Source organism: Rhodococcus sp. R1101 (assembly GCF_000278445.1).
Lineage (GTDB): Bacteria > Actinomycetota > Actinomycetes > Mycobacteriales > Mycobacteriaceae > Rhodococcus > Rhodococcus gordoniae.
In genome coordinates, this window is sequence record NZ_AJVB01000080.1 from 1 (window position 1) to 11,947 (window position 11,947).

Here is an 11,947-nt window from a genome sequence, read left to right on the forward strand (position 1 = left end):
ACTTCCCCTCGCCGGTGCGTGGACGGCCGCGCGAGCACTGCGTCTCGCCGACGGACCCGACGAGGTGCACCAGGGGCTCGTCGCCCGGTTCGAACTCGGCAAGTACGCGTGAGACGGGAGATTCCGACGATGACCGCACTTCCCGACAACGCCCGTACCGTTCGCGACGAGGACGCCTTCGACGTCGACGCGGTCGCCGCCTGGCTCGACGAGAACGCCGGTATCCGAGGGATACCGGAGGTTCGCCAGTTCTCCGGCGGCGCATCCAATCTCACCTATCTGCTGCGGTATCCGGACCGCGATCTCGTGCTGCGTCGCCCGCCGGCGGGGGCGAAGCCGTCGTCGGGGCACGACATGGCACGCGAGTACCGCATCCAGTCGATGCTCGCACCGGTCTACCCGTACGTTCCCACCATGGTCGGCCTGTGCACCGATCGCGGTGTGCTCGGCAGCGACTTCTACGTCATGGACCGGGTTCCCGGCACCATCCTGCGGACGAATCCGCCCACCGACCTCGACCTCACCGAGGCGGACACCCGCACATTGTGCCTGCGTATCGTCGACCTGCTCGTCGAACTGCACGGCATCGATCCGGAGTCCGCAGGACTGTCCGAACTGGGTCGCGGTTCCGGCTACGTCGCACGGCAGGTCGCGGGCTGGACGTCGCGCTACACCGAGGCCCGCACCGACAACGTCCCCGACTTCGCCCGTGTCACCGCGTGGTTGGCGGCGCGGCAACCCGAGGACGTCGCACAGACCGTGATCCACGGCGACTTCCGTCTCGACAACATCGTTCTCGACGAGAACGACCCGCTGAAGCCGGTCGCGGTGCTCGACTGGGAACTGGCCACCATCGGCGACCCCCTGATGGATCTCGGATCGTCGCTCGCCTACTGGGTGCAGGCGGACGACGACGACATGCTGCTGCTCACGAAGCGGCAACCGTCCGACCTGCCCGGCATGCTCACCCGGCAGGAAATCGTCGAATATTATTCCGAGCGAACCGGACTGCCGGTGGACGGCTGGGGATTCTACGAGGTGTTCGGACTGTTCCGCCTCGCCGTGATCGCCCAGCAGATCTACTACCGCTACCACCACGGCCACACCACCAATCCGGCCTTCGAGGACTTCTGGATCGTGGTCGGCTACCTCGAATCCCGTTGCAGTGCATTGATCGATCGATACGAGAAGGAGAACCGATGAGCCGCCCGCAGCGACGGAACATCCTCATCACCGGTGCGAGTTCCGGACTCGGTGCCGGTATGGCGCGTGAATTCGCGGCGCGAGGAAGGAATCTCGCGCTCGCCGCCCGTCGCGTCGAACGGCTCGAGGAGCTGCGGGACGAACTGCTCGCCGCGCACCCGGGCATCACCGTGAGCGTGCGCGCCCTCGACGTGAACCGGCACGACGACGTGTTCACCGTCTTCCGTGAGTTCGACGACGAGCTCGGCGGTCTCGACCGGGTGATCGTCAATGCCGGTCTCGGCAAGGGGCAGCCCCTGGGCACCGGTTACTTCCGTGCCAATGCCCAGACTGCGAACACCAACTTCCTCGGTGCTCTCGCGCAGAGTGAAGCGGCACTCGAACTCATGCGCCCCCGCGGGCGTGGCCACGTCGTGCTGATCTCGTCGATGAGTGCGCTCCGCGGCATGCCGCGCAACCTGACGGCCTATGCCGCGTCGAAGGCCGCCGTCGCCTCTCTCGGCGAGGGGATGCGCGCCGACCTCGCCGACACCGATATCTCGGTGAGCACGATCTTCCCCGGATACATCCGGTCGGAGATCAACGAGAAGGTGAAGAAGGTCCCGTTCATCGTCGACACCGAAACAGGTTGTCGCGCACTGGCTGCTGCGATCGAAAAGGAGCCCGCCAAGGCGTATGTGCCGGGATGGCCGTGGATTCCGCTCGGTTACGCCATGAAGGTGCTGCCGCTGTCGGTGATCCGCAAGATGGCGTAGACGGGGTCGGAACCCGCAGAGCGACAACGACGAAGGCCGCATCCCGAAAGGATGCGGCCTTCGTCGGAAATCGTTCCGGAGAGCGGCTCTACGCGTCGGCTCCGATGATGAACGCCTCGAGCTCGGCGCGCGCCGTGTCGTCGGCCATCTGGACCGGCGGGGACTTCATCAGGTAGGCCGAAGCCGGGAGGATCGGGCCACCGATGCCGCGGTCCTTGGCGATCTTCGCCGCGCGGATGGCGTCGATGATGATGCCGGCGGAGTTCGGGGAGTCCCACACCTCGAGCTTGTACTCGAGGTTGAGCGGGGCATCGCCGAAGGCGCGACCCTCGAGGCGGACGTACGCCCACTTGCGGTCGTCGAGCCACTGCACGTAGTCGGAGGGACCGATGTGCACGTCGCGGTCGTGGACCTTGCCGGCCAGCGGGCCGTTGAGGTTCGAGGTGACGGCCTGGGTCTTGGAGACCTTCTTGGACTCGAGACGCTCACGCTCGAGCATGTTCTTGAAGTCCATGTTGCCGCCGACGTTGAGCTGGTACGTGCGGTCGAGCACGACACCGCGGTCCTCGAAGAGCTTCGCCATCACGCGGTGGGTGATGGTGGCGCCGACCTGCGACTTGATGTCGTCGCCGACGATCGGGACACCGGCGTCGGTGAACTTCTGCGCCCACTCGGGATCGGAGGCGATGAACACGGGGAGGGCGTTGACGAAGGCGACACCGGCGTCGATGGCGCACTGCGCGTAGAACTTGTCGGCCTCTTCGGAACCCACGGGGAGGTAGGAGACGAGAACGTCGACCTCGGCGTCCTTCAGTGCCTTGACCACGTCGACGGGCTCGGCGTCGGAGAGCTCGATGGTCTCGGAGTAGTACTTGCCGATACCGTCGAGCGTGTGGCCGCGCTGGACGGGCACGCCGAGCGGCGGCACGTCGGCGATCTTGATGGTGTTGTTCTCGCTCGCGAGGATCGCCTCGGACAGGTCGAAGCCGACCTTCTTGGCGTCCACATCGAACGCGGCGACGAACTTGACGTCGCGCACGTGGTAGCGACCGAATTCGACGTGCATCAGACCGGGGACGGTGGTCTCGGCGTCCGCATCCTTGTAGTACTCGACGCCCTGGACCAGGGAGGAGGCACAGTTCCCCACGCCCACAATGGCCACGCGCACCGCGGTGCTGTTCTCACCCATGGTCGGGTTCTCCTTCTTTGTTGCGTGCTGCTGACGACTGCTCGGCGGCGATGAGTTCGTTGAGCCAGCGCACTTCGCGCTCGCTCGACTCGAGGCCGAGCTGATGGAGCTGACGGGTGTAACGATCGAGAGTGCCGCTGGCCCGTCCGATCGCATCGCGGAGCGCTTCTCTGCGCTCCTCGACCTGGCGGCGCCTGCCTTCGAGAATTCGCATCCGCGCTTCGGCGGGGGTGCGACCGAAGAAGGCGAGGTGCACGCCGAATCCGTCATCGGTGTAGTTCTGCGGTCCCGTGTCGGCGACCAGCTCGGTGAAGCGTTCTCGCCCCTTCGGGGTGAGCTGGTAGACGCGGCGTGCACGTCGCTTCACGGGACCGGGAGTTCCCGAATCCTCTTCGATGAGGCCGTCCGCCTGCATCCTCCGCAGGGTCGGATAGAGCGACCCGTAGGAGAAGGCACGGAAGGCCCCGAGGAGCCCGGTCAGACGCTTGCGCAGCTCGTAGCCGTGCATGGGCGACTCGAGGAGGAGCCCGAGTATCGCCAGTTCCAGCACGGGTCACCTCCTGTTTCCGTTCGAACCAACCGATTGATACGACGCAGAACTATATCGTGCCGATATATACGACGATACGCCGCACGGGCTGGATGTCACACGACGTTCCGGACGGACATCCGTCTCCGGAGTCGACCGGGACCACACGGGTTCGTATCGAGTGGGCGACTCCACGCCCATCGCCCCATCGCCCGCACGTACTCTGGAAGCCGTGCGAATTCAGCGGCAGGTGGTGGACTACGCGTTGCAGCGGCGCTCGCTGCTCGCGGAGGTCTACTCGGGGCGGCGCGGAGTCAGCGAGGTCTGCGACGCGAGCCCCTATCTGCTGCGGGCGGCGAAATTCCACGGACGGGGCAGCGATGTGGTGTGCCCCATCTGCCGTAAGGAGCAGTTGACCCTCGTGTCGTGGGTCTTCGGCGACAAGCTCGGTCCCGTATCCGGATCGGCGCGCACTCCCGAGGAGCTGGTGCGTCTGGCGGCCAGCCAGGAGGAATTCTCGGTCCATCTGGTCGAGGTGTGCCGTACCTGTAGCTGGAACCACCTGGTGCAGTCGTACGTCCTGGGTTCGCAGCCTGCCCCCAAGAGCCCGCGTCGCCGGTCGACGGGATCGAGCCGTCGTACCGCCAGCGAGTGAAGGGGCACCGGCGACGTGCCCGTACGCTTTCCTCTGGAGTTCGCTCCTGGGTCCGACCCGCACGACCTGATCGTCGCGTCGTCCGCTGCGCACATCGTCGAACGGCTGCCGTCCATCGGCGTCGTCGATCGGCTGTCCGTGGAGCAGTGTCGAGGCCGCGGCGTGATGCGTCGCGAGAACAGTTGGAGATGAGTACGTGAGTTCCCCCGACAACGAACCCGAGGACAACAAGGTCGTTCCGCCCCGGCGCGGTGGTCCTGCCGGACCGCAGCCCGGGCCGCAACGCCCCGGTCCTCCTGCCGGTCAGGGACAGCAGCGCCCTGCTCCGGGCCCGGTGCAGGGTCGCCCGTTGCCTCCGCAACCCCGACCGGGAGCACAGGGTCAGCCGGGAGCACCGGGGCAGCCGGGTCGCCCGGGGGGTCAAGGACAGCCGAGCGGCCCCGCCGGCCCGCCGCCGCGTCCCGGCGCACGCCCGCCGTACCCGCCGCAGGCTCCAGGTCAGGGGCCGCGTCCCCAAGGTCCCGGACAAGGTCAGGGACCGCAGGGACCGGGTCCCCAGCAGGGCCGGCCGGGGCAGCCTTACCCGCCGCGCGGACCGATGCCCGCCCCGGGTGCGAACCCGCCGCGTAACCCCGACCAGCCGATGCCGCGTCCCGGCACGTTGCCCCCCGTCCAGCGCTCGCCGCAGGCCGATCCGACCGTCGCGATGCGTCCCGGAGCGGACGCCCAGGCACAGCGTCCCGGAGCGGACGCCCAGGCACAGCGTCCCGGAGCGGACGCCCCGACCCAGCGGGTTGCCGCGTCGACGCCCGTCGGCGGTGCCGAGCGTGCGGGTGAGGCGCCCACGACCCGCGTCGCCGGGGGCCCGCCTGCGGGTGGTCCTCCCACCGTTCCGCCCGGTGGCGGTTCCGGCGGCGGGGCCGGTGGCGGAAAGGGCGACGGCAGGAGCAACCACTGGCGCACGATCCGCCGGGTCGGTTACGGCGTGGTCGCCGCGGGCATCCTCGTCCCGATCCTCATGTTCATGCTGGCGTACGTCGTCCAGGACGTGCCGCGTCCGGGTGAGCTTCAGACGAATCAGGCCGCGACCATCTTCAATTCCGACGGTGAGGGCGTCATCACGAAGGTGATCCCGCCGGAGGGCAACCGCACCGAGGTCGAACTCGATGCGATTCCCGTGCACGTCCGCAATGCCGTACTTGCCGCCGAGGACCGCGATTTCTACAGCAATCCCGGCTTCTCGATCACCGGTTTCGCGCGCGCTGCCCGCGACAACGTGCTCGGCCGCGACAGCGCCGGTGGTGGCTCGACCATCACCCAGCAGTACGTGAAGGTCGCGGTCGTCGGTTCCGAGCGGACGTTGACCCGCAAGCTCAAGGAGCTGGTGCTGTCGACGAAGATGGCGAACCAGTGGGCCAAGGACGACATCCTCGCGGCCTATCTCAACACCATCTATTTCGGCCGCGGTGCCTACGGCATCGCAGCGGCGTCGAACGCGTACTTCGGCAAGCCCGTCGGTGAACTCACCGTCGAGGAAGGTGCCGTGCTCGCCTCGTCGATCCAGCTGCCGTCGCTGCTCGATCCCGAGCAGAACCCCGAGGGTGCGGAAGCGCGGTGGAACTACGTGCTCGACGGTATGGTCTCCGCCGGCACGCTCGATGCGGCCGAGCGGTCGGGCATGCGGTACCCGGCATACATGCCGATCGCGGAACTCGACAACGGCGACCAGTCGTCCGGTCCCGAGGGGCTGATCAAGAACCAGGTGCTCGCCGAGCTGGCGCGTGAGGGTATCGACGAGAACCTCCTCAACACGGCCGGGCTGCAGATCACCACGACGATCGACGCGCAGGCCCAGCAGTCGGCGGTGGAGGCGGCGCAGACCAATCTCGAGGGGGAGCCCGAGGAATTGCGCACCGCGGTGGTGTCCGTCGATCCCCGCTCCGGGGCGATCCGCGCCTATTACGGCGGTGAGAGCGGTGTCGGTTACGACTTCGCGCAGTCCGGTCTGCAGACGGGTTCGTCGTTCAAGGTATTCGGCCTGGCGGCCAACCTCGATCAGGGTGTGCCGCTGTCGCAGACCTACGACAGCGGTCCGCTGACGGTCAACGGCATCGAGATCGGCAACGTGGAGGGCGAGTCGTGCGGGCAGTGCACCATCGCCGAAGCCCTGAAGCGGTCGTTGAACACGAGTTTCTACCGGATGATGCTCGCGATGGACAACGGCCCGCAGGCCATCGCCGACATGGCGCACAAGCTGGGCGTCGCGAAGGAGCTGCCGGGCATCGGCGAGACCCTCACCGAGCCGGACGGTGCCGGCCCCAACTACGGCATCGTCCTGGGTCAGTACCAGTCACGCGTGCTCGACATGGCGTCGGCCTATGCCACACTCGCGGCGTCCGGCCGTCATCACGAGCCTTATTTCGTGCAGAAGGTCGTGACGTCCGACGGTGAGGTCCTCCTCGATCGCGGCACTCCCACCGGCGAGCAGGTCGTCGACGCGGCGGTGGCCGACAACACCACCTCCGCGATGACCCCGATCGCCGCGTATTCGAACGGCCACGCCCTGGCCGGAGGCCGTCCGTCCGCGGCGAAGACCGGCACCGCCCAGCTCGGCGACACCGGCTCCAACAAGGACGCGTGGATGGTCGGCTACACGCCGTCCCTGTCGACCGCGGTGTGGGTCGGCACCGAGGAGGGGTTGCCGCTGGAGAACAGCTGGGGCGGCATGATCTACGGCTCGGGCATCCCGTCGGACATCTGGAAGGACACGATGGACGGCGCTCTCGAGGGCACCGAGGTCGAGTCGTTCCCGAAGCCGGCGGCGATCGCCGGTGTCTCCGGGGTGCCGGCCTGGACCGCGACGACCACCGCCCCGGCCACCCGTCAGGAGACCACCACCTCGCGTGTGGTGCCGAGCCTGCCGGAGGTTCCCGAGATCACCACTCAGAACGTGGAGATCTTCCCCGGTGTCACGATCCCGGTTCCGGGTGTCGCTCCGCAGACGACCACCCAGAGCGTGCCCACCCGCCCCGGTACCGGCGGTCAGCAGGAGGAGAGCGAGGACACCGGCGGTGGAACCGGTGGTGGCACGGGAGACGAGTCGGACGGCGGTGGATCGCCTCCGCAGAACCGCATCCCGGGACTCGAGAGCCCCGCGATTCCGGGCGCGCAGGGCGGTAGTCCCCAGGGCGCGTTCGAATACGCTCCGGCCGGGTAGCCTCGCCGCGTGAGCGACGACCGGCGATCCGACGTCCGGCCGGTGGTGTCCGCTGCACCACCGGCCGAGGATCGTCGTTCCCTGGACTGGCGCGACACCCCCGGGCGCACCGATCCGACGGTGACGCGGCTGACCGCGGTCATCGGTGGTCCGGTCGGGCGGCATGCCGTGCTGGGTCGCACCCGCTTCTTCACTCCCCTGCGGGCGATGTTGTTGCTCGCGGTCGTCTTCCTCGCCTTCGGATGGTTCACGAAGGCGGCCTGTGTACAGCAGGGACCCGTCGGATCCGACGGCGCGCTCGGCCTGGACTGGAGCGGCGACCGGCAGTACGTGGCGATGTGTTATTCCGACATCGTTCCGCTCTACGGCGCCGAACGGCTTGCGGAGGGCGCCTTCCCGTACCGGACGTCGTGGGAGGAACCCGGTCCCGACGGGCAGATGCAGACCCGGTACATGGAGTATCCGGTGCTCGCGGGTCTGTACCAGTACGGTTCGATGCGCATCGCGAAGGCGTGGGATGCCACACCGTGGCTTCCCCACGCTCTGCAGGTCGCGATCTACTTCTCGGTCGTCGCGGTCGGGCTCGCGCTCGCCTGGCTCGTCACGGTGTGGGCCACTGCGATGTCGGCGGGCCGGAGGATCTGGGACGCTGCCCTCGTCGCTGCGTCTCCGCTGGTCGTGGTGCACGCGTTCACGAATTTCGATGCCCTGGCCACGGCGTTCGCTGCCGGTGGCCTGCTGGCGTGGGCCAGACGCCGACCGGTTCTCGCCGGTGTCCTGCTCGGTCTGGGTGCGGCGACGAAGTTGTATCCGGTGCTGTTGCTCGGTCCACTGCTGGTGCTGTGTCTGCGTACCGGCCACCTGCGGTCGTTCGCCCGCACCGCAGGAGCTGCTGCCGCCGCGTGGCTGGCCGTGAATCTGCCGATCATGGTGTTGTACCCGCGCGGATGGGCGGAGTTCTTCCGCCTCAACTCCGATCGCGGAGCGGATCCGGATTCGATCTACAACGTGCTGCATTCGTTCCTGGGGTGGCCGAGCTGGTCGGCGTCGACCTTCAACGGGGTGTCGCTCGTGCTGTTCGCGGCGGCCTGCATTGTGATCGGCTGGATCGGGCTCACCGCGCCGCGCCGTCCCCGCCTGGCGCAGTTGTGTTTCCTTCTCGTCGCGGCCTTCCTGCTCACCAACAAGGTGTGGAGTCCGCAGTACTCGTTGTGGCTCGTGCCGCTCGCCGTGCTGGCGGTACCCCACCGCCGCGCGCTGCTCGCCTGGATGACGATCGATGCGCTGGTGTGGGTTCCGCGCATGTACTACTACCTGGGCCCTGATCGGAAGGGGCTGCCGGAGCAGTGGTTCACCGGCACGGTCTTCCTGCGCGATGTGGCTGTGGTGGCGTTGTGTGCGGTGGTGCTGTGGCAGATCCGGCGTCCGGTGAGGGATCCTGTGCGATACGGCTTCGTCGACGATCCCGTCGGTGGGGTACTCGATCAGGCACCCGACCGTCCGCCCCGGTGGCTGCCCCACAGATTGCGGCCCGCTCACCATCGGGTCACAAGAGAAGAATCATCCGAACGATGGCTGCCGGAGGCGACGTCCTCGCCCTAGGCTCGGAATCGAGCCACGAGGGGGCGAATGACGAGCGGCGGACGGAGATTCGGTGCGGGGACGGATGTCACCGCACCGCAGTTCACGACGTGCGAGCTGGCGTGGACGGTCGCGGCCGGCGACGCCACCGCGATCCCGCGACTTCTGCGCGACCTGCATCCGCTCGTGACCGCCTACTTCCGGGCCCGCGCGAAAGGCGCCGGAGGCACCTTTGCCGAGGCCGACCGGCTCGCTCCGGCGGCCTGCCGCGCGATCCTCGCCGAACTCGCCGCGCCGTCCGGGGCCGACCGGCCCTTCCTGCGGCTGGCGTACACGGTGGTCTCCGACACGGGCGATTCCGAGTTCGTGAGCCCGGAGGCGCTCCCCCTGACTCGCCTCCAGCAGGAGATCCTCATCCTGCGCACCATCGTCGGTCTCGACTCGCGGCAGACCGCGGTGGCTCTCGCCGTCACGCCGGGACGGGTCGGTCTCGAGCAGCACGCGGCCCTGAGCTCATTGCGCGCAGCCTGAAGCCGGGTGGACGAACAGCACATCTCCGTGACGTTCGTCGCTGATATCCGACGTCGTTCCTGCTGGAACGGAAGACCTACGGCGTTCCCGACCGAATCCAGGTGTTCTACGGTGGCTCCCGGATCTACGACACGGACCGTATCGGTGGCAGCATCGACGAAGGCACCGGATCGGCGGTGGTGGACGTGCCGGCAGGGAGTGCGAACACGGTTCTCGTCCGCGTGACCGGTGATCCCGGGACGGACTGGGAGCACACGGTCGACTGCCCGGTTCTCCGACCGTCAGATCCGTAGGGCGGTGAACGGCGCGACCGGAATGTTGCGCACGACGAACCACACCGCCGTGAGGACCAGCACGATGTGCGGGGCCCACCGGTATCGCGTCCACCGCGGCATCGGTGTGCCCCGCCCCCTGCTCCATGTCCATGCTCCGAAGACCACGACCAGCATGCCCAGCGCGACCAGGGCGAGGGCGTTGTAGTGAAGCGCGGCCGGCACGTCGAGATGGACGAGCGAATACATCATCCGCGAGGAACCGCAACCGGGACACAGGATTCCGAACAGCGAATAGGTGGGGCAGGGCGGAATGATCCCGCCCGGCGTTGTCGGGTCGGCCCACGCCACCGCTGCGCACACCGCGATCGCACCCGCGGCGACCGCCATGGGGGCTGCGAGCGCGCGCCTCGTCCTCATCGCCTCAGGCGTTCCTCGAGCCGGGCGCGTACCTCCGGCCACTCGTCGTCGGTGAGGGAGAACAACGCGGTGCTCCGCCAACTGCCGTCGCGGCGTCTGCGGTGCTTGCGGAGCAGGCCTTCCTCGGTGGCGCCGAGTCGGCGCAGGGCGTCGCGCGAACGGGTGTTGTGCTCGTCGGCGTGCCAGGTCACACGCACGGATCCCAGCTCGTCGAACGCGCGGTGCAGCAGAAGCAGTTTCGATTCGCTGTTGACATGGGTCCGTTGCACGCGCGTCGACAGCCAGGTGTACCCGATCACCAGCGTGCGGTAGGTGGGCTCGAGCAGGTAGTACGACGTCGACCCCAGCACCTCGCCGGTCGTCCGGTCGGCGATCGCGTAGGGGAGGCGCCCGGGATCGGCCACGGCGTCGCGGACGAAGACGTGTGCGCTGTCGAGGTCGCGGATCTCGGTGGACGACCACCGGAAGATCGTGTCCGGATCGTCGGCGGCCGTCAGCAGCCCCTCGGTGTGCGAGTCGGTGACGGGCTCGAGTCGGATACGAGGACCCTCGAGGACGGGATGTTCCGTCCAGTTGTCGTTCATCGCCCTCTCCCGGTCGTCGTCGGAGGGCGAGCGTAGCCGGTTCGTTCCGTCTGCTGCCACGGAGTTCTGGGCGAGACGCGCAGGAAGACGAAGAACAGCACGACCAGTAGGACCGCACGTCCCCACACCCCGATGTGGACGAGTGTGAGCGGCAGGGCCATATCCGTTTCGCCGGCGGTGGCGGCGAACCACCGGAAGATGCCGATGCCGATGGCGAGGTCGGCGAGAAGATACGCGGCGACGAGACCCCACGGCACACGCAACAGGATCAGCAGCGGCAGCAGCCACAGGGTGTACTGCGGTGAGTGCACCTTGTGGAAGAGCACGAAACCGCACAGCATCGCGGCACCGGTGCCGAGCCAGGGATAGACGCCGTCGCGCAGATACCGGCGCCATCCGAGCCACAGCGCGAGCGCGAACGACAGCGCGATCAGCGTCGGCGACAGCTGGGCCACCAGGTCGTTGTATGCGGGGGTGTTCTCGTATCCCTGGTAGCCGCCCATCAACGGCCGCAGCCCCCAGTACCAGATGGAGTTGCTGGTCCCGTCGGCTTCGCGGTTCTGCTGGAAGGCGAACGACGCGCGCCAGCCCTCGTAGCCGAGGAGTGCGAAGGGCAGGTTGATCGCGGCGACCGTGGCCGCCGCCGTGCCCGCGACGGCGAGGGCGCCGGGGACGTCCCGCTTCCGGTCGGAATCCGGCCCGCCGGTGAAGACGTAGGCGACGAGCGGCAGCACGAAGATGCCCGGATAGAGCTTGAGACAGAATCCGACTCCCAGCAGCACCGCCGCGACCACCCCGCGAGTCCGCAGCGGCCAGCGTTCGAGCGTCAGCACCGCGACGGCGGCGACGGTGACCGCCACGACCGGCAGGTCCCAGTTGAGGAAGGCGTAGAGCACGAGCGGCGGCGTGAGCGACCACAACAGTGCGGCCCACCCGGCCATCCGGGCGAGCAACCATGCGGTGAGCAGGCCGAAGGGCGCGAGCAGGAGAGCCGACTGGAGGAGGAACTCA

At 68.1% G+C, this 11,947-nt stretch carries 12 protein-coding genes; 7 read left to right on the forward strand and 5 right to left on the reverse strand.

Going from position 1 to position 11,947, the window contains the following annotated elements; genetic code table 11:
* Positions 1 to 129 precede the first annotated feature (129 nt).
* Together R1101_RS0108155 and R1101_RS0108160 are read left to right on the forward strand one after the other, a co-directional pair.
* Positions 130 to 1,203 carry a phosphotransferase family protein gene (locus tag R1101_RS0108155; RefSeq protein WP_026003025.1) on the forward strand — a complete coding sequence of 358 codons (1,074 nt, stop codon included), beginning with the start codon at positions 130 to 132 and terminating at the stop codon, positions 1,201 to 1,203.
* A complete protein-coding gene (locus R1101_RS0108160; protein WP_016932950.1) occupies positions 1,200 to 1,958 on the forward strand; it encodes an SDR family oxidoreductase in 759 nt (252 codons plus the stop codon). The genes R1101_RS0108155 and R1101_RS0108160 overlap by 4 nt, the downstream gene beginning before the upstream one ends.
* Positions 1,959 to 2,046: 88 nt before the next feature.
* Here R1101_RS0108160 and R1101_RS0108165 read toward each other — a convergent pair whose 3' ends face one another.
* Both R1101_RS0108165 and R1101_RS0108170 read right to left on the reverse strand, forming a co-directional pair.
* The gene (locus tag R1101_RS0108165) at positions 2,047 to 3,147 is read right to left on the reverse strand and encodes an inositol-3-phosphate synthase (RefSeq protein ID WP_016932951.1); all 1,101 of its coding nucleotides are present in this window, start codon (positions 3,145 to 3,147) and stop codon (positions 2,047 to 2,049) included.
* Entirely contained in the window at positions 3,140 to 3,697 is a 558-nt protein-coding gene (locus R1101_RS0108170) for a PadR family transcriptional regulator (RefSeq protein WP_016932952.1), read from the reverse strand. The genes R1101_RS0108165 and R1101_RS0108170 overlap by 8 nt, the downstream gene beginning before the upstream one ends.
* A 211-nt stretch (positions 3,698 to 3,908) precedes the next feature.
* On the opposite strand from R1101_RS0108170, the gene R1101_RS0108175 reads away from it, so the two are divergent.
* From R1101_RS0108175 to R1101_RS0108195, 5 genes are all read left to right on the forward strand, one after another.
* Positions 3,909 to 4,331, forward strand: a complete 423-nt coding sequence (locus R1101_RS0108175) for a DUF5318 domain-containing protein (protein WP_051017502.1) — start codon at positions 3,909 to 3,911, stop codon at positions 4,329 to 4,331.
* Between the two features lie 15 nt (positions 4,332 to 4,346).
* Positions 4,347 to 4,523 (forward strand): hypothetical protein, encoded by a 177-nt coding sequence (locus R1101_RS30135; protein WP_016932954.1) that lies wholly within the window; start codon positions 4,347 to 4,349, stop codon positions 4,521 to 4,523.
* A 406-nt stretch (positions 4,524 to 4,929) separates the two neighbouring features.
* Positions 4,930 to 7,548, forward strand: coding sequence for a transglycosylase domain-containing protein (locus R1101_RS26155; protein ID WP_157179130.1), 2,619 nt, complete (start codon positions 4,930 to 4,932; stop codon positions 7,546 to 7,548).
* A gap of 9 nt (positions 7,549 to 7,557) precedes the next feature.
* Positions 7,558 to 9,150 (forward strand): glycosyltransferase family 87 protein, encoded by a 1,593-nt coding sequence (locus tag R1101_RS0108190; protein WP_016932956.1) that lies wholly within the window; start codon positions 7,558 to 7,560, stop codon positions 9,148 to 9,150.
* Positions 9,151 to 9,177: 27 nt separating this feature from the next.
* Positions 9,178 to 9,660, forward strand: a complete 483-nt coding sequence (locus R1101_RS0108195; protein ID WP_016932957.1) for a hypothetical protein — start codon at positions 9,178 to 9,180, stop codon at positions 9,658 to 9,660.
* Between the two features lie 281 nt (positions 9,661 to 9,941).
* On the opposite strand, the gene R1101_RS0108205 is transcribed toward R1101_RS0108195, so the two are convergent.
* The 3 genes from R1101_RS0108205 to R1101_RS26160 all read right to left on the reverse strand — a co-directional run.
* Entirely contained in the window at positions 9,942 to 10,322 is a 381-nt protein-coding gene (locus R1101_RS0108205; protein ID WP_016932959.1) for a DUF2752 domain-containing protein, read from the reverse strand.
* A 26-nt stretch (positions 10,323 to 10,348) separates the two neighbouring features.
* Positions 10,349 to 10,936 carry a GNAT family N-acetyltransferase gene (locus tag R1101_RS0108210; RefSeq protein WP_016932960.1) on the reverse strand — a complete coding sequence of 196 codons (588 nt, stop codon included), beginning with the start codon at positions 10,934 to 10,936 and terminating at the stop codon, positions 10,349 to 10,351.
* A partial coding sequence (locus R1101_RS26160) for a glycosyltransferase 87 family protein (protein WP_016932961.1) occupies positions 10,933 to 11,947 on the reverse strand: 1,015 nt, incomplete at its 5' end. The genes R1101_RS0108210 and R1101_RS26160, both read right to left, overlap by 4 nt.